Source organism: Phycisphaeraceae bacterium (assembly GCA_019636675.1).
Lineage (GTDB): Bacteria > Planctomycetota > Phycisphaerae > Phycisphaerales > UBA1924 > JAHBXC01.
The window spans coordinates 542,025-567,209 of the sequence record JAHBXC010000002.1 but is presented as its reverse complement, the minus strand read 5'-3'; the positions used below and the strand labels follow the sequence as shown (position 1 = coordinate 567,209).

At 69.6% G+C, this 25,185-nt stretch carries 23 protein-coding genes; 11 read left to right on the top strand and 12 right to left on the bottom strand.

Annotated elements, in window-relative coordinates; translation table 11 throughout:
- Window positions 1-9 precede the first annotated feature (9 nt).
- The 4 genes from panB to KF684_09015 all read right to left on the bottom strand — a co-directional run bounded on the left by panB (window position 10) and on the right by KF684_09015 (window position 3,016).
- Entirely contained in the window at window positions 10-900 is an 891-nt protein-coding gene (gene panB, locus KF684_09030; protein MBX3353067.1) for a 3-methyl-2-oxobutanoate hydroxymethyltransferase, read from the bottom strand.
- A 108-nt stretch (window positions 901-1,008) separates the two neighbouring features.
- Window positions 1,009-1,920 (bottom strand): hypothetical protein, encoded by a 912-nt coding sequence (locus KF684_09025; protein ID MBX3353066.1) that lies wholly within the window; start codon window positions 1,918-1,920, stop codon window positions 1,009-1,011.
- Window positions 1,921-2,026: 106 nt separating this feature from the next.
- Window positions 2,027-2,455 carry a very short patch repair endonuclease gene (locus tag KF684_09020; GenBank protein MBX3353065.1) on the bottom strand — a complete coding sequence of 143 codons (429 nt, stop codon included), beginning with the start codon at window positions 2,453-2,455 and terminating at the stop codon, window positions 2,027-2,029.
- Window positions 2,456-2,464: 9 nt separating this feature from the next.
- Window positions 2,465-3,016, bottom strand: a complete 552-nt coding sequence (locus KF684_09015) for a hypothetical protein (GenBank protein MBX3353064.1) — start codon at window positions 3,014-3,016, stop codon at window positions 2,465-2,467.
- 138 nt (window positions 3,017-3,154) lie between these two features.
- Here KF684_09015 and KF684_09010 point away from each other — a divergent pair, with 138 nt between their 5' ends.
- Genes KF684_09010 through KF684_09000 form a run of 3 tightly spaced genes read left to right on the top strand, consistent with a single transcriptional unit; the run spans window position 3,155 to window position 6,249 of the window.
- Entirely contained in the window at window positions 3,155-4,183 is a 1,029-nt protein-coding gene (locus KF684_09010) for an iron ABC transporter substrate-binding protein (GenBank protein MBX3353063.1), read from the top strand.
- Entirely contained in the window at window positions 4,149-5,807 is a 1,659-nt protein-coding gene (locus KF684_09005; protein ID MBX3353062.1) for an iron ABC transporter permease, read from the top strand. The genes KF684_09010 and KF684_09005 overlap by 35 nt, the downstream gene beginning before the upstream one ends.
- 22 nt (window positions 5,808-5,829) lie before the next feature.
- On the top strand, window positions 5,830-6,249 hold the full coding sequence (locus KF684_09000) for a hypothetical protein (protein MBX3353061.1): 420 nt from the start codon (window positions 5,830-5,832) through the stop codon (window positions 6,247-6,249).
- A gap of 7 nt (window positions 6,250-6,256) precedes the next feature.
- On the opposite strand, the gene KF684_08995 is transcribed toward KF684_09000, so the two are convergent.
- The 5 genes from KF684_08995 to KF684_08975 form a co-directional block, all read right to left on the bottom strand.
- Window positions 6,257-7,024: a hypothetical protein gene (locus tag KF684_08995; protein MBX3353060.1), complete on the bottom strand. Its 768-nt coding sequence runs from the start codon at window positions 7,022-7,024 to the stop codon at window positions 6,257-6,259.
- Window positions 7,024-7,455, bottom strand: coding sequence for a 50S ribosomal protein L19 (gene rplS / locus KF684_08990; GenBank protein ID MBX3353059.1), 432 nt, complete (start codon window positions 7,453-7,455; stop codon window positions 7,024-7,026). The genes KF684_08995 and rplS overlap by 1 nt, the downstream gene beginning before the upstream one ends.
- A gap of 127 nt (window positions 7,456-7,582) precedes the next feature.
- Window positions 7,583-8,326, bottom strand: coding sequence for a tRNA (guanosine(37)-N1)-methyltransferase TrmD (gene trmD, locus KF684_08985; protein ID MBX3353058.1), 744 nt, complete (start codon window positions 8,324-8,326; stop codon window positions 7,583-7,585).
- A 33-nt stretch (window positions 8,327-8,359) separates the two neighbouring features.
- Window positions 8,360-8,710, bottom strand: a complete 351-nt coding sequence (gene rpsP / locus KF684_08980; protein ID MBX3353057.1) for a 30S ribosomal protein S16 — start codon at window positions 8,708-8,710, stop codon at window positions 8,360-8,362.
- Between the two features lie 147 nt (window positions 8,711-8,857).
- A complete protein-coding gene (locus KF684_08975; GenBank protein MBX3353056.1) occupies window positions 8,858-10,915 on the bottom strand; it encodes a thioredoxin family protein in 2,058 nt (685 codons plus the stop codon).
- 180 nt (window positions 10,916-11,095) lie between these two features.
- Between KF684_08975 and fliM the strand changes: the two genes are divergently transcribed.
- Window positions 11,096-12,118, top strand: coding sequence for a flagellar motor switch protein FliM (gene fliM, locus KF684_08970; GenBank protein ID MBX3353055.1), 1,023 nt, complete (start codon window positions 11,096-11,098; stop codon window positions 12,116-12,118).
- Between the two features lie 18 nt (window positions 12,119-12,136).
- Here fliM and KF684_08965 read toward each other — a convergent pair whose 3' ends face one another.
- The 3 genes from KF684_08965 to KF684_08955 form a co-directional block, all read right to left on the bottom strand.
- Window positions 12,137-12,496 (bottom strand): STAS domain-containing protein, encoded by a 360-nt coding sequence (locus KF684_08965; GenBank protein ID MBX3353054.1) that lies wholly within the window; start codon window positions 12,494-12,496, stop codon window positions 12,137-12,139.
- Window positions 12,497-12,641: 145 nt separating this feature from the next.
- Window positions 12,642-13,046 (bottom strand): hypothetical protein, encoded by a 405-nt coding sequence (locus tag KF684_08960; GenBank protein ID MBX3353053.1) that lies wholly within the window; start codon window positions 13,044-13,046, stop codon window positions 12,642-12,644.
- A gap of 1 nt (window position 13,047) precedes the next feature.
- Window positions 13,048-13,740 (bottom strand): hypothetical protein, encoded by a 693-nt coding sequence (locus KF684_08955; GenBank protein MBX3353052.1) that lies wholly within the window; start codon window positions 13,738-13,740, stop codon window positions 13,048-13,050.
- A 1,020-nt stretch (window positions 13,741-14,760) separates the two neighbouring features.
- Between KF684_08955 and nusA the strand changes: the two genes are divergently transcribed.
- The 7 genes from nusA to KF684_08920 all read left to right on the top strand — a co-directional run bounded on the left by nusA (window position 14,761) and on the right by KF684_08920 (window position 25,184).
- Window positions 14,761-16,122 carry a transcription termination factor NusA gene (gene nusA / locus KF684_08950; GenBank protein MBX3353051.1) on the top strand — a complete coding sequence of 454 codons (1,362 nt, stop codon included), beginning with the start codon at window positions 14,761-14,763 and terminating at the stop codon, window positions 16,120-16,122.
- Window positions 16,123-16,207: 85 nt separating this feature from the next.
- Window positions 16,208-19,186, top strand: a complete 2,979-nt coding sequence (gene infB / locus KF684_08945) for a translation initiation factor IF-2 (protein ID MBX3353050.1) — start codon at window positions 16,208-16,210, stop codon at window positions 19,184-19,186.
- A 38-nt stretch (window positions 19,187-19,224) separates the two neighbouring features.
- On the top strand, window positions 19,225-19,593 hold the full coding sequence (locus KF684_08940) for a DUF503 domain-containing protein (GenBank protein MBX3353049.1): 369 nt from the start codon (window positions 19,225-19,227) through the stop codon (window positions 19,591-19,593).
- Window positions 19,590-19,976, top strand: coding sequence for a 30S ribosome-binding factor RbfA (gene rbfA, locus KF684_08935; GenBank protein ID MBX3353048.1), 387 nt, complete (start codon window positions 19,590-19,592; stop codon window positions 19,974-19,976). Before KF684_08940 ends, rbfA begins: the two co-directional genes overlap by 4 nt.
- A complete protein-coding gene (locus KF684_08930; GenBank protein MBX3353047.1) occupies window positions 19,973-20,668 on the top strand; it encodes a hypothetical protein in 696 nt (231 codons plus the stop codon). The genes rbfA and KF684_08930 overlap by 4 nt, the downstream gene beginning before the upstream one ends.
- Window positions 20,665-24,408 (top strand): hypothetical protein, encoded by a 3,744-nt coding sequence (locus KF684_08925; GenBank protein MBX3353046.1) that lies wholly within the window; start codon window positions 20,665-20,667, stop codon window positions 24,406-24,408. Before KF684_08930 ends, KF684_08925 begins: the two co-directional genes overlap by 4 nt.
- A gap of 32 nt (window positions 24,409-24,440) precedes the next feature.
- Window positions 24,441-25,184 carry a YebC/PmpR family DNA-binding transcriptional regulator gene (locus KF684_08920; GenBank protein ID MBX3353045.1) on the top strand — a complete coding sequence of 248 codons (744 nt, stop codon included), beginning with the start codon at window positions 24,441-24,443 and terminating at the stop codon, window positions 25,182-25,184.
- Window position 25,185: the final 1 nt, after the last annotated feature.

Genomic DNA, 25,185 nt, shown 5'->3' with positions numbered 1-25,185 from the left:
GGTCCTTCTTCACCCCAAGGGTTCGGACGCCTTCGCGTGCGGTTTCGCCTGCGCGGAGGGTTGCTGCGGTTCGACCCGCATCTCGTATCGGTGTTCCGAGACCGCCCGTCGAGCGACCCGGCGCACATACTCCTCCGCCGCCAGCATGGTCTGCTGGCCCAGCGTCGCCATCGGCTCGGCGAACGCCGGCTGCCACGCCGTCAGGCCCAGCAGGTCGTGGAGGACCAGGATCTGCCCGTCCGGCGCCGGCCCGGCCCCGATCCCGATCAGCGGGACCGTGGTGCTCGCGAGGACGTGCTCCGCGACCTCGGGGGGCACCGCTTCGACGAGGAGCATCACCGCGCCGGCCTTCTCGAGCGCCACGGCGTCGCGCACCACCCTGTCGGCTTCCTCGGGCGTGCGCCCGGCGGACGCGTAGCCCCCGGTCAGCCCGACGGTCTGCGGCTTGGAGCCGACATGTCCGCACACCGGGATGCCGGCGCGCGTCATGGAGCGCACCAGCGGCGCGAACGACTCGTCGGCTTCGATCTTCACGATGTCTGCGTTGCCCTCGGTCAGGAAGCGCCCGGCGTTGCGCAGCGCGCTCGCCTCGTCGGCGTGGTAGGTCAGGAAGGGCATGTCGCCCATCACCATCGCGCTCGGAGCCCCGCGCTTCACCGCCGCCGTCAGGGCGAGCAGCACATCGAGAGGCATGTGCACGGTGCTGTCGAAGCCGAGCACGACCTCGGCCGCAGTGTCTCCGACCAGCAGCAGGTGGACGCCGGCCCGCTCGAGCCATCGCGCGGTCGTCGCGTCGTAGCATGTCAGGCACGCGAACGGCTCGCGCCGCTCCTTCATGCGACGGAGCGTGCGGATGGTGACGGGCCGGCGCGGCGGGATCGTCTGTCGCTCGCTGTTCACGCCTTCATCATAGCGACCCCCCGGGGCGCGCAAGAACGCCGGGCGTTCCCTCGGGGGAAATCGCCCGGCGTGAGTGCGTGAGTGAGGATGAGCCCGGTTCTCGGGCGTTCAGCGACGGCGACGACGGGCCGCGGCCAGGCCGCCGAGGGCGAGCACGCCGGCGGCGCCCGGTGCGGGGATCACGAGGTGGATGTACTGGAAGTTGCCGCCGCTGAGGACCTGCGTGGTCTGCCCGGTGGCGGTGTCGAGCGTGAAGATCGCGCTGCCGTTGGTAAAGAGCAGGTTGCCGTTGCCCAGCTCGTAGACGCCGCGAAGGCCAAGCCCGAGCTGGAACGAATTGAGGAGCGTGTAGTTGGAGTCGAACTCGTAGATGCCCGAAGCGCCCGCGCCGCTGAAGGTAGCGACGATGAGGTTGCCGTTGGCGCGTTCCTGGATCTGCTGGGGGAAGCTCATGCCGGGGGCGTTGAACGAGCCGAGCAGGTTGCCGCTCATGTCGAAACGGTCGACGCGGTTGGTGGTGCTGTTGGAGACGAGCGCCTCGTCGTTGTAGAAGAAGATGTCGAAGGGGCTGCCGCCGGTGGTGGCGAAGGTCGACTGGCTGCCGCCGTTGAGATCGAAGCGCTGCACGGAGCCGGCGAAGGTCCCGCTGCCGACGGTGACGTACATGAAGTTGTCGCGCACCGTCATGCCGCGCAGGTTGTCGATCTGGCCGGCGGCGCCGCCCTGCACGACGGTCCCGACGAACCCGCCGTCGAGGCGCCACTCGGTGATGGTGTCGGCGAGCTGATCGGAGACGAAGATCGTCCCGCGACCGCTGTCGACGGCGCTCTTGGGGGAGAGGAGCGTGCCTGCGCCCGAGATCAGATTGGCGTTGATCACCGAGCCGTCAAAGGGGTTGAGGGCCACGACGCGGTCCGCGGTCCAGTCGGGAACGACGAGGAAGCCGCCCGGACCGGCGAGCGTCGCAGACGCGACAACACCAGCCGCGGACGCGGCGAAAAGAGCATGACGGATCGACATTGCGAAACCTCCTGTTCGTGGTTCTTCCATCCCCGCCTGATGGGCGGGGTTCCTCTGGCTTCACCGTACCGCGCCGAGCAGAGTTTCACAACCCTTTCTCGGGGAATCATCGCGCTCTGTGCGCGGCGCGACGCGAGATAACGACTCGCGCGATCCGTTTTGCGGCCTTCGTCGGCGACGCGACGACCTCGTGCTCCCAGACGCGCACCACGCGCCAGCCGAGTTGGCGGAGAACCGCCGCGGTGCGCGCGTCTCGCGCCGCGTTGCGCGCGATCTTGGCCTCCCAGTACGCGCGGTTGGTCGCCGGGAGGCGGCAATGAAGCGGGCACGCGTGCCAGAAGCACCCGTCGACGAACACCGCGACGCGCGCAGACGGGAACACGATGTCGGGCCTGCCGGGCAGGTTGGAGCGCAGGCGGAAGCGCAGCCCGCTCGCGTGGATCGCCGATCGCAGCGCGCGCTCGCAGGACGTGTCGCGCGAGCGCACGCGCCGCATCGTCTCGCTCCGCTGGGCGATGGTCCTGTCGTCTGCCATGGCGTTCGCTCAGTGGATGAGCAGGAGGCGGCACGCGTCGCGCTCGAACACGTAGTCGATCCGCCGGAACTTCAGCGGCGGGTTCGCGAAACCCGGGGGCGCCTCGAGCCGGAAGCTGTTCCGCCCGATCGGCTTGGGGTAGAAGCCCGGCGTCATCTCCCCCATCGGGAATACCTGCAGCATGCGCACGATCTCGACGCGGTTGGCGAGCAGGAAATCGGCGGCCTCTCCCGGGTCGCGACCAAGCTCCTGATAGGTCGCGATCGTCTGCCCGCTGAGGATCTGCCCGAGCAGGATCTCGCGGTCCTGGTCCACCATCGCGCGGCGCAGATGGAAGAACAGCTCGCGCGGGTTGCGCGACACGATCCGCTCACCCTCGTCGCGCACCCGGTAGCGCAGGGTCATCGGGTCGTAGTCGTCCGGGACCTTGTAGCCCATCGGGTTGCTGGCCTGTTCGACCGCCTTCGCGCGCCGCTCGTCGGGCGTCATCCGGTCGCCCCGGGCCTCGCGCCCCCCGGTCGCGCCCGGCTGGCCCCCGAGCAGACTGCCACGCGTGCTCACGACACGCTCCTCGGTGGCACACCCCCCCGGGGCGGCGAGGATCGCCAGAATCAGCGCCAAGACGGCGCCGGTTGCTTGCCACGGCTGATTGCGGTTGATACTCATTCTCAACAAGCACGCCTTTCCCCGGAGCCGCCGATGCGCGTCCGTTTGGCCATTTTCTGGTCCGTCATTCTTACCCTGCTCCTGCCCCTGTCGTTCCTGTCCGAGCCGGCGTCGGCGTCACGCGCGCTGGCGTCGGACGCCCCGGCGACGATCACGGTCTACTGCGGGCGCGGCAAGACGCTCGTGGAGCCCCTTCTGAAGACCTTCGAGGAACGCACCGGGATCCGCGCCGAGGTCCGGTACGCCGATACGACCGATCTGGCCAACCTGATCCTCCAGGAAGGGCGACGCTCTCCGGCGGATGTCTTCTTCGCGCAGGACCCCGGCGCTCTGGGCGCCGTCGAGAGCGCCGGGCTGCTCGCGGCGCTGCCCGCCGCAACGCTTGAGAGGGTCCAGGCAGGGTCCCGATCTCCCAAGGACGCGTGGGTCGGCGTGTCCGGGCGGGCGCGCGTGGTGGCCTACTCCACCCGGCGCGTCGAGCGGGACGCCCTGCCCTCGACGATCTTCGACCTGACATCGCCCGAGTGGAAGGGCCGCATCGGCTGGGCGCCCACCAACGCCTCGTTCCAGTTGTTCGTCACCGCGCTGCGAAAGGTCTACGGCGACGAGGCGACCCGCAAGTGGCTCGTCGACATGAAGGCCAACGGCGCGCGCGATTACCCCTCCAACCGCCCGATCATCCAGGCGATCGCCGACGGCCAGATCGACGCCGGGCTGGTGAACCATTACTACCTCGTCGCGATGCGCAAAGACCGCCCGGACATCCCGGTCGAGAACCACCTGCTCTCTGGCGACCTGGGCGGGCTTATGAGCGTGGCCGGGGTCGGGATCCTGAAGTCCAGCCGGAACGCCGCGTCGGCCCAGCGCTTCGTCGAGTTCCTCCTCAGCGACGAGGCCCAGCGCTACTTCGCGGAACAGACCGGGGAGTTCCCGCTCGCCGGGAATGTTGACCCGGCTGTCGTGACGCCTTTGGAGGGCGCCGCGGCTACCCTCGACCTCGGTTCCCTCAACGATCGTCAGGGCACGCTTGAACTCCTCCGATCCGCCGGCGTCCTCCCGTAAGCCGACCGACCTCGTCGTCGATCGCAAGCCCGACGCGCTCTCACTGCGCGTGGTCCGTCCTACGCGCGCCGGTCGAGAGCTCTGCACGCCGCCGCAGTGGAAGATCGCGCTCACCGCGATCGCGGTGCTGGCGCTCCTCTCCACGGCGTCGCCCCTCATCTATATCGTCGGCGCGGTGCTCGCCGACATCCCGCGCGCGTTCGAGACGCTGGCCTCGTCGCAGGTCTGGCGCCTGACGGCGACGACGGTCGCGCTGGCGGCGAGCGTGACCGTCTCCTCGCTGACGCTGGCGGTGACGCTGGCGTGGGTCGTCGCGCGCGTCGGGCTCCCGGGCGGGCGCCTGTGGCTGGTGGCGCTCTCCCTGCCGCTCGCGGTCCCGAGCTTTCTCCTGGCCGAGAACTACGAGCGCGCGTTCGGGCTGCACGGCTTCTGGGGCGCGTGGGTCGCGCTCACGCTCGTCACCTACCCGCTTGCGCTGCTCCCGCTCGAGACGACGATCCGGCGCGCCAGCCGCGACCTCGAATTCGCGGCGCGCAACCTCGGCTGCGGCCCGTGGCAGGCGTTCCGCAAGGGCGCGCTCCCCCAGATCACCCCGACGCTCGAGTGGACCTCGTTGCTGGTGGCGCTCTACGCGCTCTCAGACTACGGCGCGCCGGCGATCGTGAACCTGCAGGTGCTGACCACAGCGATCGAGAGCAGACGCTCCGGCTTCAACCAGACCGGCGTGGCCGCCCTGTCGGCCCTGCTGTGCGCGCTGAGTCTCGCGTGCATCGCCGGCATCGGGCGGATCCGCTCGTCGCGCTGGAGCAGCGACGCGCACGCGCACATCGAGACGCACTCCGAGAAACCGTCGCGTCCCGTCGCGTCGTCGTTCGGGCTGGCGCTGTGCCTCGCGACGCTCGTCGCCTCGGTCGGATTGCCGGCGTACACCGTCTGGACGTGGCTTGGCGCGTCCGCGACCTCGCACGACGCCGGGCTTGTCGGCGCGTTCCGCGACGCGCTGCCCGCGGCCCGGCGCTCGCTCTTCGCCGCCGCGGCGACGACGGTCCTCGCCGCCGCCCTGTCGATCCCCTTCGTGATGCTCGCGTGCAGGCATCGCATCCGCTCGCGAGCCAGCGCCAGCCACACGAGACTCTCGGCAGTGGCGCTCATCGGCTACGGCCTGCCGGGCGTCGTGATCGGCTACGCCTTCGTGCGCATCGGGCTGGGCGCTCCCGCCTGGATCCCGCTCTACCAGACGATCCCACTCCTGCTCCTGGGCTACTTGGCGCGCTGCCTCGCGGAATCGCTCGGGCCCGTGATGGCCGCCGGCAAACGCCTGCCATGCGAGCGTCTCGACGCGGCGAGGTCGCTCGGAGCCCCCTACTTCCGCGCGTGGGTCCGCGTGGGCGTCCCGGCGCTCGCCCCGGGCATCATCGCCGGATCGGCCCTGACCTTCCTCACGGTCATCAAGGAACTCCCCATCACGCTCATCCTGCGCCCCACCGGGTTCGACACGCTCGCCTTCGAGCTGTTCGATTCGCTCAACGAGGCGGTCGTCTCGCGCGCCGCGCCGCACGCCGCCCTGCTCCTCATCCTCTCGGGCGTCATCGTCGCGGCCCTCGTCGCGTCGCAGCGCGACTGACCCGCCCCCCTACCATCCGACGATGACCACCCCACCCATCGAGAGCAACGAACGACGCCTCGCGCTGCGCGTCGTCACCATGCCGCGAGAAACCAACATCTACGGCACGATCTTCGGGGGCGTCATCCTCAGTTACATCGACCAGGCCGGCTTCGTCGAGGCCCGGCGCCACGGCGTGCACCGCTGGGTCACCGCGTCGGTCGATCGCGTCGACTTCCGGGCGCCCGTGCACACCGGCGACATCGTCTCCCTCTACACCTGCACCACGCGCCTCGGCACCAAGAGCGTCACGGTGCGCGTCGAGGTCGAGGCCGAGCGCTACCTCACCGGCGAAACCGCGTCGGTCACCACCGCGACAGTCACGCTGGTCGCCGTCGACGACAAGGGAACGCCCATCCCCTTCCGCAGCCCTCCCACGATCTCGGAACTCCCCCTCGGGTGACGCGCGATCATCGCGCCGGCGCGTCTGGCGCCAGACGCAGCACGACCGTCACCTTCTCGCCGAATCGCGGCACCAGCGCCGTGTTCGCTATCCACGCCGGCTCGTCGATCGACGCCTCGGGGCTGAACACCTCGGTCCACGCGATCGTCTCGTTGCCGAAGGTCGCCAGCCCGATCAGGTTCCCGGCGCGATCCGACTCGTAGCCCTGCCAGCCCTGGCGAAGCACGAACCGCGACCCGGCGAACACCCACGGGCGATCGGGCGCCTGCTCGCCCGTACGCACGTCGACGATCCACTCGTGCGCCGCGTGCTCGACGACCGATCCGTCGCGCTCGGTCCTGAACGAGACCCGCACCGGGTCGCCGACCGGCGGCTCATACACCGGCGCGCCCTGCTCCCATCGCCACTCCCCCGGCGCGCCGGGCTGCGCGCCGATCATCAGCAGCGCCGCGTGCACGTGCGAGGGCAGCGCGCGCGTCATCACCAGCGACTCGTGCTCGCGCGTGTCGGGGATGCACGCCACGACCTCGAGGTAGATATGCGGCGTGTCGGGGTGATGACAGTCCATCGGCACGATGCCGTCGAACTCGACCACCCTCGCGTCGAGGTCGACCCGCACCCCGGGGAAGACCTCGCGCGGCCCCGTCGGCTTCGCGGGGGCTGACTCGACGACCCGCGCCGGCTCACTCGCGCACGACAGCGCGGCGAGCATGATGCTCGCCGCGCCGGTGAGTTCGATGGTTCGACGCAGCGCGCTGGAGCGCCGCGTGGGCATCAGGCCTTCTTGTTCTTCTCGGTGAGCGACGACGGCGCGTTGACGCCGGCGCTGCCCGCCTCGATGTGCTGCCAGCCGCGACGACGGTCGCGAAGACGACGGCTCTTGCCGACGCGCTCACGCAGGTAATACAGCTTGGCGCGACGGGCGTCGCCCTTGCGCACGATCTCGAACTTCGAGATCTTCGGGGTGTTCAGCGGGAACACGCGCTCGACGCCCTGGTCGTTGACGATGCGACGGACGGTGATCGTCTCGTTGATGCCGCGACCGTTCCGCGCGATCAGCACGCCCTGGAAGATCTGGGTGCGCTCCTTGTCGCCTTCCACGATGCGGCAGTGCACGTTGATCGTGTCGCCGATGTCCATGCGAGGAACATCGTTCTTCAGCTGATCGGCGACAACGCTCTCGAGAAGGGCCTGCTGGTTGCTCATGGGGTCGGCGTCCAAGGGAAACAACGCCGCGGCTCACGCCGGGGCGGGTCGATGCGAAAGTTCGGTCAAGCGGCAAGGGTAGGCGCCCTTGCCCACGGAGTCCCGCGGAGCGGTGATTGTTGCCCCCTCAGGGGCCTTGTCCAGCCCCGGGAGCCGGTTTGGAGGGCTCCTCGAGGAGGTCCGGACGCCGCGAACGCGTCCGCTCGAGCTTCTGCTCCAGGCGCCAGCGGTCGACCTTCCCGTGGTCCCCCGACATCAGGACCTCCGGGACCGCCCGCCCGTTCCACTCGCGCGGGCGGGTGTAATGGGGGCAGTCGAGCAGGCGCTGGCCACCCGGGCCGGTGGGCATGAACGAGTCCTCCGCCGCCGACTGGTCGTGCCCCAGCGCGCCGGGCAGCAGGCGGACCACCGCGTCGATCAGCGCCAGCGCAGGGATCTCGCCCCCGCTCAGCACAAAGTCGCCCACGCTCACCTCCAGCGGCGCCAGCTCCTCGATCACGCGCTCGTCGATGCCCTCGTAGTGGCCCGCGATCAGCAACAGCCGCTCACGCCTCGCAAGCTCCTCGACCAGCGCCTGCGTCAGGGGCGCGCCCTGCGGGGTGAGCAGGATGCGCGTCGCGGGACGGGGGTCCTCGGCCTCGACGGCGCGCACGGCGTCGAAGAGTGGCTGGCACATCATCACCATGCCCGGCCCGCCCCCGAAGGGCCGGTCGTCGACCTTCTTGTGCTTGTTGTCCGCGAAATCGCGGATGTTGGTGGCGCGCCACTCCACCACGCCGGCGGCGCGCGCGCGACCCGTGATGCTCGCGCCGAGAACCGGCTCGAAAACCTCGGGAAAGAGCGTGAGAATATCGATGCGGAGCGCGGCCATGGGCGTCTCCGATCCCGCGCCGAAGCGCCGGGATCAGCCCGCGGCCTTCTCGCCCTCGGCCGCCTTCGCGGCGTCGGCCTGCATCTTCTCGACCTTGCGCTTGATGCGCTTCTGGCGCTCGGCCTTCCACGCGTCGGCGTCGATCAGGTTGAGCTTCGCGAACAGGTCGTTGCAGGTGTCCGACGCCGTGGCGCCCATGCTCAGCCAGTACTGAACGCGGTCGCCCTTGACGCTCAGGCGCTTCTCGGGGTCCTGCTCGATGGGGTTGTACCAGCCGAGGTTCTCGATGAACGCCCCGTCGCGCTGCTTGCGCTGATCAACCGCGTGGATGCGGTAGAAGGGACGCTTGTGACGACCGAGACGGCTGAGACGGATGCGAACCATGCGAGCGAACTCCCTGGTCGGGACGGGGTGAGAAAGTGCTGTCAACGCGCCCGAAGGCACAGCGCCGGGGCCCGACAGGCCCGACGAAGCCGCGGAGTGTAGGCCCCCTCCCCGGCCCGGCAAGGCGTTTGACCCACCGCCGGAGACTCATTCCGCCTTCGCGACGCCCTCGGGGGTTTCGCCGGGGGTCTCGCCGCGGGCCCTCGCCAGCCACCCCAGCACCTGCTGCGAGGTGTACACGTTCGAGATCACCGGCCCGTTCTCCAGCCCCGGCCCGTAGACCGCCAGCGTCGGGATGCCCGTCTGCCCCAGCGATCGCAGTTTGTCCCACCCGGGCGCCGAGGTGCTGGTCAGGTCGACCGTCATCGTGACCACGCCCTTCTCGCGCAGCGCCGAGCGCACCGGGTCGCGATCGAGCACCGCCGCCTTGAGCGCCTTGCAGTTCAGGCACCACTCGGCGGTGAAGTCGAGCACGACGACATACCCCTCGTCGAGCGCCCGCTGGAGCATCGGCTCGGAGAAGCTGATCCACGTCCCGGTGACGATCTCGCCGGTCCCCTCCGCCGCCGCCCTGGCCGCAGCGTCGATCTCATACCGCTCGCGCGCGTTCGCCGTGAAATCCAGCGCCACCAGCGTCGCCAGCCCGCCCAGCGCCAGCCCGATCGCGCCGAAAACCAGACGGCGCGCCGGCTTCTTCGTGATCTGGATCGTGCGCACGATCAGCCACACCCCGGCGGCGCTCGCGAAGATCGCGATCGCCCACCAGTGGAGCTGCTTGCCCAGATAGGGCCGCTCGTTCACGAGCGCGATCAGGCCGGACCCGACGAAGTACGCCGCCGCCGCGATCATCAGCAGGCCCATCACCTGCTTGACCAGTTCGCTCGCGGGTCCGGTGCGCGGCACCTTGCTCAGCCACTTCGGGTTCATCGACAGGATGAGGTAGGGCGCCGCCATCCCCGCGCCGATGCCGGCGAAGATCGCCAGCGACACCAGCGCCGGCTGCGTCGCCACGCCCGCCAGCAGCGCGCCCGCCACGAACCCGAAGCAGGGCAGGCCCAGCACGCCGGTCATCACCCCGAACACGAACGAGCCCCACGCGCTGTCCGCCTTGGGGTTCACCGCGTACACGCTCTGGGGCAGATTGATCTGGAACGCGCCCATGATGCCGAAGCCCATCGCCGCGATGATCAGCCCGATGCCCAGCGTCACCCACCAAATGCCGAAGAGACGGCTCGGATCCGCGAAACTCGTCACGCTCACCGCGAGCAGGCCGATGCCCACCCAGAACGCGACGACGCCGATCGCCATCCACAGCCCGAGGAAGAAACTCTTGCCGGGCGTCTTGCCGTGCTGGCTGATGGTCATCACCTTGATCGGGATGACCGGCAGCACGCAGGGCGTGAGGTTCAGGATCAACCCGCCGAGCGCCGCCAGCAGCACGATGACCGCGATGCCCCCGGGGCTGTCGGCGCTGGGCATCGGGATGCCGAAAAACGAGCGTCCGGGCGCCGCCTCGATGTCGCCGGTTTCCGCGCTCGCGACCGGCTCGCGCCCCCACGCGCCGGCGTCGGCGAAGACCCGCGGGTCGAACGGCGCGAACAGCGCCGACGCGGCGTCTCCCTCGCGCTCCTCCAGCGCCACCACGCTGAACGACAGCGTCACCGCGACGGTCGTGGGCGGCAGGCACACCCTGTCGTCGCACGCCTGAAAGAAGGCCTCAAACACGATCCGGCGCTCGCCGATCGACGCGTCGGCGTCGACCAGCAGCGGCACGAAGATCACCGCCTCGCCCTTGTAGAACTGGATCTCGAGGTCCTCGCCCGTGTAATTCACCACCTCGGGAGAGGTCGCGGGCCACTGCAGGGGCCCAACACGCACGCCGTCGGGCAGGTCGCGCACGCGCACCTGCGTCGCCGTCGCCGGGAAGCCCTTCAGCGCCTCGGGCAGCACCGGCTTGTTGGGCCAGGTGTGCCACGACGGCGCGTGCTGCAGGACGACGGCGGCAATGAGTTGATCCCCCGCGGCCACGCGGCGCTTCGAGATCTCAGCGCGGACCACCACCTCCTGACCCGGCTCGACGCCTCCCAGCGCGCCGAAGGGGTCGTCCCCGAACGCCCCGCCCCTGCCCTGCCCCATCGACAGGGGAGAAAGCAGCAACGCGACGAGGAAGAACATGATCGAGAACGGGCGGGCGATGCTTCGCATGGGGTCGGTGGTCCCTGTCGTTGGGCCGGGCGTCCGAGGCGCGCCCTGCCGTCGCAACAATAAGTGCCCCGGACGCCCGGAATGTTCCCTCGCCCGGGCCAACAGGGGCTCAAGCGCCGATCGCCCCACGCCCGATACCTGTGTGTACGCGCTGATCCTGCGCCCCTGCCGCGCCGACCCATGACCACCGACGTCCTCGCCCAATCCGAGATCGATGCGCTCCTCGCCGCCGTCGAGACCGGGGAGGTCGAGGAGATGCAGCAGACCATCCAGATCTTCTCGCGCCGCCCCATCCGCGACCTCGAGAAACTGGAGGTCCGCCCCTACGACTTCAAACGCCCCGAGCGCGTCGGCAAGGACCAGATGCGCGCGCTCCAGACCCTCCACGAGGCGTTCGGACGCAACTTCGGCGCGCAACTCTCCGGCTTCCTGCGCACCATCGTCGAGGTCAAGGTCGCGTCCTGCGAGCAGATGACCTACGGCGAGTTCATCTCGGGCCTGCCCAACCCCACCTCGTTCAACCTGCTCTACGCCTCCCCCCTCGACGGCGCGATGTGCCTCGAGATCAGCCCCCTCATCATCTACCCCATCATCGACCGTCTGCTGGGCGGCTCGAACCAGGAACTCTTCATCCCGCAGCGCGCCATGACCGCGATCGAGGAACGCCTGGTGCAGCGCATCCTCAGCCGCGCCATCTCAGCGCTCGACGAATCGTGGGCGAGCATCAAGGCCCTCCAGTTCCGACTGGGCGAGAGCGAGAGCAACCCGCAACTCGTGCAGATCGTCCCGCCCAACGAGGTCGTCGTCGTCGTCGGCTTCGAACTCAAGATGACCAACCGCGCCGGCACGATGAACCTGTGCATCCCCTACAACGTCATCGAGCCACTCATGGGCGAACTCAGCAAGCAGAGTTGGTTCAACATGGGCTCGGCGGCCACCAACCGGCAGTACGCCAAGCGCATCTCCGGCCAGCTCTCCCACGCCGGCCTCGAGATCACCGGCGTCCTCGCCGAGACGACCATCACCCTGCGCGACCTGCTCGGGCTCTCCGTGGGCGACATCATCGTCACCGAAAAGCCCGCGTCGTTGCCCGCCGTGCTCTCCATTGAGAAGCAGCCCAAGTTCCTCGTGAACATCGGGCAGTTCAAGGGCGAGCGCGCCGTGAAGGTCATCCGCGCCGTCACGCCCGACGACCGGCTCTGACCAGATCTCGGTTAGGCCTCAGAGCATCCCCTCGATCATCACGACCGCCTCGTCGACATGGTCCGTCGCCTTGAACCGGCCCGCCAGTTTCAGCATCTCCAGCATCGTGCGCAGCGCCTCCGACAGGTTCGCCAGCACCAGCGGCGCCCGGTGGTCGCGGCAGTGCTCCGAAACCTGCAAAAGCGACGCGATCCCGATCGAAGTGATCAGCTCCACCTCCGTGCAGTCGAGAATCAGGCCGGCGTCCTCCCGGTTGGGCAGCCGCCGCCGGGCCTCCTCGGTCAGGGCCTCCGCCGTGATGTGGTTCAGACGCTCCGGGAGCCGGATGACCAGAATGTTCCGGTCGGGCCCCACGAACTGGTGTTCAAAGGTGGTCATGGTTGCTCCGGCGAAGCATCCGCCCGCGGGGGGCCCCAGTCAATGCGCCGGCGGCCGGTCGGACTTGCGGTCGGGGCGTCCCTCGGGCTTGGGCATACTCGGGTCCGCGCCGCATCAACCGTCTTCGATCCAACTCATCGACATCTCATTCATCCCGACGGCTGGCATCCCACAAGGTACCCATCGTCGTCCGCCTGGCGTGCGGATCAGCGGAGCGGCCGGCTGGCTGAACCGGCGATCTTTGCAAATGCCCGCAATCCGAACACCTCAGCATCCGCGTCTTGCCGGCTCTCCCAGACACCAACGGAATCCGGACCGCAACACCCCCGCGCTTCTTGCATTCGCGAGAAACCGCCGTGGCGTAGAGCAGAAATCCCCATGCCACAGCGCCCAGCAATGAGCCGGTCACCACTCCGAATGCGACCAACGCATTGCCGCCATGCATGATATGGGATGCGAGGGCAAGGCCGACTACGCTGGCGAATACCACAGTCATCCCTGCAGGGATCGCATCTTCTCTGATCAGGATTGTCAGATTCTTGATCTGCATGTCACTCGCTTGCTTGCGTTGCCAGTATCGAGGGTCCCGCCAGAGCCCCGAATCTCGCCTCTACCCTTTCAATTGCACGACGAATCGCTTCTCGCTGCGACGGCGCCGGGCCTACACGCACCGACATGTAGCCGACACCGATTTCGCGCGCCAGCTTTCGAGCCGCACCAGGCCACGCATTGTCAACAAGTACGATGTACAGAGGCACACCATTATCAAAGTGTTCCAGCGAGAGTCGAAGCAGAATTGGCTGACGCCTAATCTTCTGGGCTCCCCCTTCAATCCAGTAAGTCACCGAAATGAATGCGGATGCATCTCGAATCATTCCGAGATACTCCTGACCGTGAACTCGGATCTCGGGCTTGGTTCGAGACGCCCACACAATCACCGGTGCGTTTCTTGCCACAACGGCACGGATCACCGCGATAAAAAAACAGAAAATGATGACCACGATAGCGGTAGCCACCACATGCATGACATCGAAGGCGCCGGTGCTCTTCGCAAACCATCCAACACCTATCGCCAGAAGGCTCAGAAACGCGAGCGGCCCGACGGCGGTGATTGCCAGCGCCCGCCACGGGCGAGCGGGAGGGCCCCAGGCAACCGAGTCCTCGGTTGTCGTGATCCAACATAATCCCGCGAGCCAAGTGGCTTGTGATGACCCCGCATCGATCACCTCGTACGAATCGGTCATGGATGAGTTCCTTCTGGTTCGATCACACTCGCAGCGGCGTCCTCCCACCCAACGACCGTAGCCCGACCGGCGTGAGCAATGACCGCCGGAGTTGCCATCCCATTCAGTCGCAGAGTGCCAGTTCGGATTAACTCTGCGAGCAGCGCGATGTGTAACCAAAAATGAACGATGAGTGGAAGTTGCATGGACAGAATCAATGCAACCACCGCATCGAGTCCCTGCAACCGCAGGACCACAAGGAAGAAGAATGCCATCCCCACACCGACGGGCGCCGCGAGGATCGACCAGACGAGCGTGCCCCATGCTCTCCCCGCAACAATAACACAGAGACGATCGGTTTTTGGGAGGATATGTAGCCAGCAAAACATGGACACAGCGAATGGCCCAAGGACGCTCGAAAGCACAATCGCAGTAGCCGCGATCAACTTCGACCCGGACTCACGAGGCATCAGAAGCTTCCCTTGAGGATTGCTAGCCGGCGCGCCGGCGGGATGCTGGTTTGGCGATGGTCAGCCTCATCGCTGCCTTTGTACCACACCCTACCCCGAACGGAACCCCCTATTCCTTCCCATGATGCGCCCGCGAGCGCCTCCCCGGGACCCTCGACGCGGTCCCACGGGGGACGGCGGGCGGGCATCCTGCCCCGTTTGAACCCCCCCTCCGGTCCGGCTACTCTTTCCTGATCCGATTTTCCCCCTCCCGGCGTCTCCGGCAGGGGTGTCCTTTGTTCGAGGTGCACGATGCGCATGGTCCGCAACGATGCGTGGTAATCCAGCCGAGGTTCGACGCCCCGGCCCGGCCGCGCTCGCGCTCGTCGCGACCCGGAGGACGCCGATGGTCTGACCAAGCCCTCCGAGCTTGGCCCGGCTCGTCGGCGGGACACCCGTCCCCCTCCGCCCGCGAGCGCCCCTGCGGACCACGCGCGTCGAACACGCCCGTGGTCTTCGTCTTTTCCTCCCCTGCCCGTCCATCCAGACAACCCGACAACCAGCAGCCCGCCGACCCAGAGATCTGAACCTTATGAACACCCAGGAAATGCTCCGCGTCCTCGACTCCATCGCCCGCGATCGCAAGATCGATCGCGAGGCGTTGATCCAGGATCTCGAAGTCGCGATGGTGACCGCGGCCCGCAAGCACTACAACTCCCTCGACGCCGAGGAGTTCACCTGCACCATCGACCGCCTCACCGGCGCGATGGAGATGACCCGCCACGGCGAGCCCCTGACCATCGCCCCCGAGGCGCTCGGGCGCATCGCCGCCCAGACCTTCAAGCAGGTCATGATCCAGCGCTTCCGCGAGGACGAGAAGAACTCGCTCTACGAAGAGTTCTCCGGGCGCGTCAACGAGATCGCCATCGGCGCCGTGCAGCGCTACGAGGGCGGCGCCCTGGTCGTTGCGCTCGACCGCGCCGAGGCCTTCATGCCCCGCTCCGAGCAGATCCCGGGCGAGCAGTTCCAGGCCGGCGACCGCGTCCGCGCCCTCATCCTCGATGTCCGCGAGTCGGGCAACCAGGTCAAGATCGTCCTCTCTCGCGCCCACCCGGACTTCATCAAGAAGTTGTTCGAGGTCGAGGTCCCCGAGGTCGCCGAGCGCATCATCGAGATCAAGGCCATGGCCCGCGAGGCCGGCTATCGCACGAAGATGGCGGTCGCCTCGATCGACTCCAAGGTCGACGCCGTCGGCGCGTGCGTCGGCGTGCGCGGCTCGCGCATCAAGAACATCGTCGACGAACTCAACGGCGAGAAGATCGACATCGTCCGCTGGAACGAGTCGTCGTCGATCCTCATCCAGAACGCGCTCAAGCCGGCGATCGTCTCCGAGGTCTCGCTGTGCTTCGAACTGGGGCGCGCCACCGTGGTCGTCCCCGACGACCAGCTCTCGCTGGCGATCGGCAAGCGCGGGCAGAACGTCCGCCTCGCCGCCCGCCTGACCGGCTGGGACATCGACATCCTGACCCCCGGCGAGTTCGACAAGGGCCTGGAGATCATGGCCGAGACCCTCAGCGCCATCGAGGGCGTCACGGAAGAGATGCTCGACAAGCTGGCCGCGATGGGCATGGTCAGCGTGTTCGACATCGAGGAGGTCGGCGCGAGCGTCCTGATGGAAGAGCTGACGATCGACGAGACCCTCGCGAACACGATGGTCACCATCGCCAGCGAGCGCGCGAAGGTCGTCGCCGAGCAGCAGGAGAAGGACCGCGCCGAAGCCGACGCTCGCAAGCAGGAAGAGGAGGCGGCCGCCCGCCGCCTGCTGGGCGAGTTCGACCCCAGCGCCCCGGTCGACCCCGAGGCCGACGCGCGCGCCGCCGCCATCCTGGGCGACCTCCTGGGCGACGCGCCCTCCGAGAGCGACGCCGGCAGAACCGAACAGTCCAACGCCTGAGCGAGGTCGTCCCACGACGATCACGCCGTTTCACCCGTTCACGACACGACAGCAGCACGACGACCGAGTCACCGCGGAGACACCTTTGGCCAAGCGCGTTTACGAGCTCGCGAAAGAACTGGAAATCCCCTCGAAGGTCATTATCGAAAAATGCACCGCCGAGGGCATGCCCGGTCTTCAGAACCACATGTCGAGCATCACCGCGGGCCAGGAAGCCACCATCCGCGAATGGTTCACCGTGGGCGAAGGCGGCACCGCCGTCGAAACCGCGGCCAGGGTCGATGTCGACCACCTGCGCGCCCCATCCAAGGCGCGCAAGAAGGCCGCGAAGAAGTCCGACGCCGGCGCCGACGACGCCTCGTCGCAGTCGAGCGTCACGACCCTCGAGCCGCCACCCCCGGCGACCCCAGCGCCCGCTGCGCCCCCTGCCATCCCGTCGCGCACGCAGGCGCCCGCCGCGCCGTCGGCAGTCCCGACACCCACGCCCCAGCCCGCCGCCGCGCCGCCGGCGCGCCCGGCTGAGGACGCCCCGGCCCGCGAGCCCGCGCCGACGGCACGCGCGACCCCGACGCACCACGCCGACGCCCCCCCGGCGCCGACCGCTACCCCGACCCCCGCGCAGCCGGTCGCGCCCGCTGCGCACACCGTGGCGCCCCCGGCCCAGGCCCCGGCCGCGCCCAAGGCCCCGTCCATCGTCGCGCCGCCGTCGCAGCAGACCGAACCGAGCGCGCCAGCGCGTGCCGCAAGCGCCCCTGCCCCCGGCGCCCCCGGCGCCCCCTCGCGCCCGCGCACCGGCGAGCGTGACTCCGGCGGCGACGCCGCCGTGCGGATGAACGTCCCCGACCGTCCCAAGTCCGTGAAGCCAGTCGGCCAGAAGCTCGAGATCAAGACCCCGGCCAAACTCTCCGGCCCCAAGATCGTGCGCGTCGAGGCCGCCGAGGTCGTCGATGTGCCCGGACCCCGACGCGGCCCCGGCGGCGGCGGGCAGGGCGGCCCCTCCATCCCCAGCGCCCGCGGCCCGCGCGGCGGCTCCGGCGTTCGCGCCGGCGAGGACGACGCTTCCCGGCGCAACAAGCGCCGAGGCCCCGGCGGACCCGGCGGTGCGCCAGGCGGCGCGCCGGCAGCCCCCGGCGCCGGCGGCAAGCGCGGCGAGGGCGGCTGGCGCCAGGCCGACCTCATCGAACGCGAAGAGCGCCTCTCTCGCGCAGGCGGGTTCCTCCGCCAGCGCCGGCGCGACGCGACCAAGGGCCCCGGGGGCGAGCGCGCCACCACCGCCGCCCAGACCGGCGGCGCCGTGCGCATCGCCGCCCCGTTCACCATCAAGGACCTCTCCGCCGCCACCGGCGTCAAGGCCTCCGACATCGTCAAGCAGCTCTTCATGCAGGGCGTCATGGCGACCGTCAACTCGGGCATCGAGCCCGAGAAGGCCCAGGAGATCATGATCGAATACGACATCGAGCTCGACGTCGTCGAGTCCAAGTCCGCGGAAGAAGTCGTCTCCGAGCAGTTCTCCGACCGCGAGACCATCGACGAGCGACCGCGCTCCACCGTCGTCACCATCCTGGGCCACGTCGACCACGGCAAAACCTCGCTGCTCGACAAGATCCGCAACGCCAATGTCGCCTCGGGCGAAGCCGGCGGCATCACCCAGGCCACCAGCGCGTTCCGCGTCCCCGTCAGGGTCGGCGACGACGAGAAGTTCGTCACCTTCCTCGACACCCCGGGCCACGAGGCGTTCACCGCGATGCGCTCGCGCGGCGCCAACATGACCGATGTGGTCGTGCTCGTCGTCGCAGCCGACGACGGCGTCATGCCCCAGACCATCGAGTCCATCAACCACGCCAAGGCCGCCGGCGTGCCCATCGTCGTCGCCCTCAACAAGATCGACAAGCCCGAGGCGACCGACAACAACATCCAGCGCATCTTCGGCCAGCTCGCCGAGCGCGGGCTCAACCCCACCGAGTGGGGCGGCGACACCGAGGTCGTGCGCACCTCCGCCACCAAGGGGACCGGCATCCAGGACCTCCTCGAGGTCCTCGACTACCAGTCCCAGCTCCTCGACCTCAAGGCCGACTTCAAGGGCCCGGCGCGAGGCACCGTCATCGAGTCTCGCATGGAAGAGGGTCGCGGCGCGACCGCCAGCGTTCTCGTTCAGAACGGCGAACTCTGCGTCGGAGACTTCATCGTCGCCGGGCGCGCCTTCGGACGCGTGCGCGACATCACCGACGACCGCGGCAACCGCGCCAAGTCGGCGATCCCCTCCTCCGCTGTCCAGCTCTCCGGCCTCGACGAGCTCCCCAACGCCGGCGACAAGTTCTACGTCGTCGATTCGCTCAAGCAGGCGCAGCAGGCCGCCGAGCAGCGCCGTCACCGCGAGCGCGAGCGCGAGCTCGCCACTCCCAAGGCGACCCTCGACTCGATCCTCACCCAGCTCAAGGACGGCGAGCGCAAGGAACTCCTCGTCGTCATCAAGGCCGACGTGCAGGGCTCGGTCGACGTGCTCAAGGAGAGCGTGCAGAGCGTCTCGGGCGAGAACATCAAGGTCCGCGTCCTCCACGCCGCCGTGGGTGGCATCAACGACTCGGACGTCATCCTCGCCGAGGCGTCGGGCGCGATCATCGTCGGCTTCAACGTCATCCCCTCCGCCAAGGCGCGCCGCCTGGCGGAAGACAAGAAGGTCGGCATCCGCACCTACCAGGTCATCTACGACATCGTCGACGACATCAAGGGCATGGCCGAGGGCCTGCTCGAGCCCGAGCTGCGCCAGGAGATCCTGGGACACGCCGAGGTCCGCCAGGTGTTCAAGGTCTCCAAGGTCGGCGCCATCGCCGGCTGCTACGTCACCGACGGCGTCATCGAGCGCAACGCCTACATCCGCGTCACCCGAGGCGACATCGTCATCGAGAACGACCGCCTGCTCGAACAGCTCAAGCGCTTCAAGGACGACGCCAAGGAAGTCCGCATGGGCCAGGAGTGCGGCATGAAGATCGTCGGCTACGACGACATCAAGGAAGGCGACATCCTGGAATGCTACAAGAAGGTCGAGATCAAGCGCACCCTCTGAAACCCCCGCGCGACGTGCGCATCTGACACATCATGTTCGTGGGCGTGCTCCAGTTCGAGATCGTCGTCCCCGAGAGCCGCAGTCTGAAGGACAAGCGACGCGTGGTCCGTTCCCTCAAAGACAAGCTGCACCGCGAGCACCAGGTCGCCGTCGCCGAGGTCGCGGCGCTCGACTCGCTGAACCTCGCGGTGATGGGGCTGTCCGCCGTCGCCAACTCGGGCGCCTACCTCCACGAGCTGTTCGACCGCATCGTCCTCAAGCTCGAACGCTGGCCCGGCGCGCAGCTCGGCGCGGTCCAGCGAGACATCTTCAAAGGGGACCAGCTCCCCGTCGCCGACACCGTCACCGGGGCCCCCGACGACGAGCCCCTCTGGACCGAGCACGAACGCCGGGAACCCGACTCATGAGCCATCGCGTCGAACAGCTCGCGTCCGCGCTGCACCGCGCGGTCCAGACCGTCCTCTCCAAGGGCCTCAACGACCCGCGCGTGCAGGGCATGATCTCAGTCACCAAGGTCACCGTCAGCGCCGACAAACGCAACGCCACCGTCTTCGTCTCCGTCATGCCCTCCGAGAAGGCCGACCTGACGATGCACGGGCTCCGCGCCGCTGCGCCGCACATCCGGCGCAGCGCCGGAGAGATCATCGACGCCTTCCGCCTGCCCGAGATCGTCTTCAAACTCGACAAGCAGTTCCAGAAACAGGCCGAGGCCCTCGCCGCGATCGCGCGCGCCAGGGCAGAGCTCGAAGACGCGCCGACGACCGACCCCGGCGAGGAGGCCGCCCCGTGAGCGTGCTCGACGCAGAACGCTTCGATTCGCTGGTCGCCCGGCTCGTCTCCAGCGCCGCCCCGACGCCCCCGGCGCCCCCGGCGCCCGCGTCGTCGGACGATCCCGTCGACCTGCTCGTCCACTCCTTCCTGCTCTGGGAAACAACCCCGGTCGTCGCCGATCGCGCGGCGAAGAAGCTCAAGAGCGCCTTCGTCGACCTCAACGAGCTGCGCGTCGCGCGAACCGACGAGATCGTGTCGGTCATCGGCGTGCGCTGCCCCCGCGCCGAAGAGCGGTCTTCGCTGCTGCGCCGCTCGCTCAACGACATCTTTAACCGCGAGCACGCCGTCACCCTCGCCAACCTCATCCAGCGACACAAGCGCGACGCGAAGCAGTATCTCACCTCGCTCGACGGCTGCCCGCAGTACGTCTCGGCGCGCGTGCTCGTCCTCGGCTTCGGCGCCCATGCCGCCCCGCTCGATGCGTTTATCCACGCGCGCCTCGCCCAGGCAGGCGTGTTCACCGAACCGGTCGACCTCGAGCGCGCCGCGTCGCTCCTCGAGCGACACATCCGCGCCGACGACTCGCTCGCGACGCATCTGGCCCTCGAATCGCTGCGCGACGAGGATTTGGCGACGCCGCCCGGCGCGGCGGCGTCGCGCCGACCCGCAACGTCCGGCGCCCCGTCGCGAACCGGGAAGAAAGCCCAGTGACGCGACGCGAGCCGACCATCCGAAACCGCGACCTCGCGCTCGCCGTCGCCGCGATCTTCGCGGCGTCGGCGTCCTCGTGCGCCCCGACGACGCGCGACAACCCCTCGCTCGCACCGGTCGACAAACTGGCGCTGCTCGCCAGGCACGAGACTGCGGCCAGGACGGATCGCATCCCGGCGCTCCCGCCCGGCGTGCCGGCGGATCTCTTCGACACCCCGGCCCACGCCGACGCGCGGCGGGCCTCCCTTTCCCTGGCCGAAGCGCTCGCAGAGATCGTCGGCGCTTCGGAGCGGGCCGAGCCGGCGCCGCCCGCCGCCGCCCCCAGCGCCCCGCTGCTCCTGTCGTCGCAGCGCCTCTACACCAGGGGACGCGCGGCGCTGCTCTCGGGCCAACTCGCCGAGGCGGCGGCGCTGTTCGAGCAGGTCGTCGCGATCGACCCCGACGCAACGCCTGCGTGGGCCTCGCTCGGGCTGATCCGCTCGGCGCTCGGAGACGCCGCCGGCGCATCGCGCGCCTGGCGTGAAACACTGCGCCTCGACCCCGACAACGCCCGCGCGCTCGAACAACTCGGCGTCGCCGCGCTCCAGCGACAGGACAACGCGGAAGCGCTGTCGCTGCTCGCGCGTGCGTCGCTCGCCGCCCCTGAGCGTACAGACCCGGCGCTGCCCTTCCTCATCTCGGCGTCGCTGGCCGACGCGTTGGAGCGCGAGGGGTACCTGCTTGCCGCGGCGCTTTCCGCCGAGACAGCCGCGTCGGTCCCGGCGCCCTTCGATCGCCCCACGCTCGAGCAGCGACGGCTGCTGACGCTCATCCGCCAGCGCGCACTCCTGCTGCGCCAGGCGGGCGACATCCGCCTCGCGCTCGGCGACCTGATCGGCGCCGCGAACGCGTACGACCGGGTGCTCGCGCTGGACGAGACGCCCGACGCCGCGGTCGTCGCCCGCGCGATCGCGATCTTCCAGCGACGCGGCGCCGATGCGGCCGCGGCGTCGGCGCTGGTGCGCGTGCTCGATTCCTCGCAGGGGCGCGTCGACTCGCTCCACGTCCGGCTGGTCGAACACCTCGCGAAAACCATCCGCTCCCCCGGCGTCGCGCGCGCGTTCGCCGACGCTGTCAAAGACACACCCACGCGCGCGAGCTGGCCCGCGACGCCGGCGTCGCGCGGCGCGTCGGCCCGCCTCGCCGCCGGCGCGGAGCGCTCCGCGCCGATCTCGGCCGAGATCCTGCTCACGCACCTGCGCACCGGCGACAACGCCTCGTTCGACGACGCGTCCTTCGAGCAGCTCGCACGCACGCTCGCGGACCGGCCCGGCGAACTCGCCGGCGCACTCGTCGAACTCGTGGGCGCCCACCCGACGCTCGCGCCGCAACTCGCCACGCTCTTCGCCCGCTCGGCGCGGGATCGCGCCGCGTTCACGCGCGCACTCGCGGCCGGCCCGCGTTCGGCGCCGCCCGCGCCGATCGACGCGATCAGCGCCGCCGAAGCCGGCGCGCTCGCCCACGCGTGGCTCCTGCAGCGCACGGGCTCGCACCGTGAAGCGCTCAGGCGGGCCGCCCCGCTCCTTGACTCCCCCTCGGCCCGCCCCTTCGCGATCGGCGTGAGCGCCGAAGCGCACGCCGCCCTTGGCGAGACCGGCGACGCGCTGCTCGCGCTCGATGACCTTCGCGCCGACACAACCCCGGTCGCGCGGCTCATGACGGCGCTGGGGGACGCCCACCTGCAGCGCCACGAGGACGCGCTCTCGCTGCTCGTCCCGCTCCTGGCCGAGGAGTTCGCCGACGAGCCCTGGCGAGGCGACGCGTACCTCTACGCCGCACGATCCGCCGCCGCGCTCGGCCAGCTCGAGAACGCCGAGCGATGGCTCCGCGCCGCGACCGAGCTGCAGCCCCTGCGCGAGGACGCGTACGCCGGTCTCATCCAGATCTACCTCGCGACCGACCCGCAGCGCTCACGCACGCAGCTCGCCGACGCTGTGCGCCGCCTGCGCGACAACATCCCGTCGAGCCGCTCGCTGCGCCTGCTGCAGGCGCGCGAGCTGGCGTCCCAGGGCCAGCCCGACGCCGCGCGCGAGATCCTGCTCGATCTGCTCGCGCTGGACGGCAACGACGCCGCCGCCGAGGAGCAACTCATCGCGATCCTCGTGGGCAGCGGGCGCGCCGACGAGGCGGAGCGCTGGCTGCGCGAACGACTCTCCTCGCCCTCGTTGCTCGAGTCGCCCGACGCGCGGACCGCGTCGCTGCTGCTGCTCGCGCGGGTGTACGCCTCCACCGAGCGCGTCGAGCTGGCGGTCGAGACGCTCGAGGCCGAGCTGGAGCGCTCGCCTCGCAGCGGGCCCCTGCTCCGCTCGCTCGAAGAACTCTACCGGGGCCCGCTCGAAGACCCGGCGCGCGCCGACCGCTACGCGCTCGATCGCCTGCGCGCCGCCCCGCCGACGCTCGACAACTCGCTCGAACTCGCCGAGGCGCTCTCCCGAATGGGCGACTGGAGCGGGTCGATCGACGCGCTGGAACGCGCGCTCTCGCGCGCCGGCGTCTCGTTCCGTCGCGACCAGCGTGAGCGCGCCGCACGCACGCTGATCGTCTTCGCCGCGTCGGCCGACGCCCTCTCGCCCGGGCAGGCGCGACTGGGCGCCGACGCCGCCGCCATGCTCATCGACGACCTCGCCGCCGCGCCCGAGCCGCTCCATCGCGCGCGCGTCATGCTGCTCGTGCGCGCCGAAGCGCCCGTCGGCGAACTCCTCGAAGCGACCGAGGCCCCCGCCCGCGCCAACGCCGACTTCGCCATGCAGCTCCGCGTCGCCGCCCTCGACATGATCGCCAGCGCCGGGCGCACCGACGACGCGCTCCGCGCGATCAGCCAGGGATATCGCGTCGGGGGGCGCGCCGTGCCCGAGCTCCTCGCCGCGTGGTTCATGCTCGCCGTCGACCAGCGCGACCGCGACCAGGCCATCGCCGCCGTGCGCGCAGCCGTCGCCGAGAACCTCACCGAGAAGACCTACGACACGCTCACCCGGCTCACCGGCGGCGGCGAGAACGCCGAGGGCGACCCCGCCGATCTCGCCTACCACGTCGGAGGGATGTTCGACGTCGAGGGCCACGAGGACGACGCCGACGCGCTCTACCTCCTCGCGCTCGAGTTCGATCCAAACCACCCCTGGGCCGCGAACAACGTCGGGTACCGTCTCGCCGAGCGCGGCGAAGACCTGCTCCGCGCCTACGACCTCATCCAGCGCGCCCACGAGGCCATGCCCAACGCCACCGCGATCGTCGATTCGATGGGCTGGGCCCGGTACCGCGTCGGGATCTTCGAGGACACCGTCGCGCCCGACGGGCGTCGCGTCGAAGGCGCCGTCACGCTCCTCCGGCGCGCCGCCAGCGCGTCCACCGAGGTCGAAGACGCCGTCATCCACGACCACCTGGGCGACGCCTACTGGCGCGCCGGCGACGCCGCCCGCGCCGTCGCGGCCTGGCAACTCGCGGCGCGCATGAACCAGGCGTTCCTCGACCAGAACCGCGCTCGCGCCTCGCAGAACCCGCGGCTCGCCGCCTTCATCGAGCAGATGCAGAAACAGACCGACGAACTCCTCGCCAAGATCAGCGCCGCGCAACGCTTCGCCGACACCGGCGTCGCGCCCGAAACCGCCGAGGTCTTCCCCGAACTGCGCGACGACGCGCTGCGCCTCGCGCCTCCGACGATCCAGCAGCCCGCGAGGCCCGCCCCGCCCGCCGCCGGCGCCTAATCAAGGCCCACCTCACCAACGGAGCAGACGACATGGCCGGTCACAGCAAATGGGCCAACATCAAGCACCGCAAGGCCGCCGTCGATAAGAAACGCGGCAAGGTCTGGAGCAAGTGCTCGCGCGCCATCATCACAGCCGCGCGCAACGGCGGCGGAGACCCCGCCTCCAACCTGCCCCTGCGCTACGCCGTCCTCGAGGCCAAGGCCGCCAACATGCCCAAGGACACCATCGAGCGCGCCATCGCCAAGGGCGCCGGCGAGCTCGGGGGCGACAACTACGAGAACGCTCGCTACGAGGGGTACGGGCCCTCCGGCGTCGCCGTCGTCGTCGACGCCCTCACCGACAACCGCGCGCGCACGGCGCCCGACCTGCGCGCCGCCTTCACCAAGCACGGCGGCAACCTCGGCACCAGCGGGTGCGTCTCCTACATCTTCGAGCAGCGCGGCGTCATCACCCTCGAAGACTCCTCCGTCACCGAAGAGCGACTCATGGAGATCGCGCTCGAGGCCGGCGCCGACGACATCCAGCGCGAAGAGGGCGTCTTCATCGTCACCACGCCCCCCACCGAGTTCCTCGCCGTCAAGGAAGCACTCGACAGCGCCGGCGTCGAGACCGCCTCCGCCGAGCTCACGATGGTCGCCAACACCACCGTCCAGCTCGGCGCCGCCGACGCCGCCAAACTCCTCAAGCTCGTCGACGCGCTCGAAGACCTCGACGACGTCCAGAAGGTCTACACCAACGCCGAGATCGACGACGACGCCCTCGCCAACGCGTGAC

Coding starts and splice junctions, on each gene's coding strand:
- KF684_09025 (MBX3353066.1), bottom strand. CDS start 1,920: ATGTCGATCCGTCATGCTCTTTTCGCCGCGTCCGCGGCTGGTGTTGTC.
- KF684_09020 (MBX3353065.1), bottom strand. CDS start 2,455: ATGGCAGACGACAGGACCATCGCCCAGCGGAGCGAGACGATGCGGCGC.
- KF684_09010 (MBX3353063.1), top strand. CDS start 3,155: ATGCGCGTCCGTTTGGCCATTTTCTGGTCCGTCATTCTTACCCTGCTC.
- KF684_09000 (MBX3353061.1), top strand. CDS start 5,830: ATGACCACCCCACCCATCGAGAGCAACGAACGACGCCTCGCGCTGCGC.
- KF684_08995 (MBX3353060.1), bottom strand. CDS start 7,024: ATGCCCACGCGGCGCTCCAGCGCGCTGCGTCGAACCATCGAACTCACC.
- rplS (MBX3353059.1), bottom strand. CDS start 7,455: ATGAGCAACCAGCAGGCCCTTCTCGAGAGCGTTGTCGCCGATCAGCTG.
- trmD (MBX3353058.1), bottom strand. CDS start 8,326: ATGGCCGCGCTCCGCATCGATATTCTCACGCTCTTTCCCGAGGTTTTC.
- rpsP (MBX3353057.1), bottom strand. CDS start 8,710: ATGGTTCGCATCCGTCTCAGCCGTCTCGGTCGTCACAAGCGTCCCTTC.
- KF684_08975 (MBX3353056.1), bottom strand. CDS start 10,915: ATGCGAAGCATCGCCCGCCCGTTCTCGATCATGTTCTTCCTCGTCGCG.
- fliM (MBX3353055.1), top strand. CDS start 11,096: ATGACCACCGACGTCCTCGCCCAATCCGAGATCGATGCGCTCCTCGCC.
- KF684_08965 (MBX3353054.1), bottom strand. CDS start 12,496: ATGACCACCTTTGAACACCAGTTCGTGGGGCCCGACCGGAACATTCTG.
- KF684_08960 (MBX3353053.1), bottom strand. CDS start 13,046: ATGCAGATCAAGAATCTGACAATCCTGATCAGAGAAGATGCGATCCCT.
- KF684_08955 (MBX3353052.1), bottom strand. CDS start 13,740: ATGACCGATTCGTACGAGGTGATCGATGCGGGGTCATCACAAGCCACT.
- nusA (MBX3353051.1), top strand. CDS start 14,761: ATGAACACCCAGGAAATGCTCCGCGTCCTCGACTCCATCGCCCGCGAT.
- rbfA (MBX3353048.1), top strand. CDS start 19,590: ATGAGCCATCGCGTCGAACAGCTCGCGTCCGCGCTGCACCGCGCGGTC.
- KF684_08920 (MBX3353045.1), top strand. CDS start 24,441: ATGGCCGGTCACAGCAAATGGGCCAACATCAAGCACCGCAAGGCCGCC.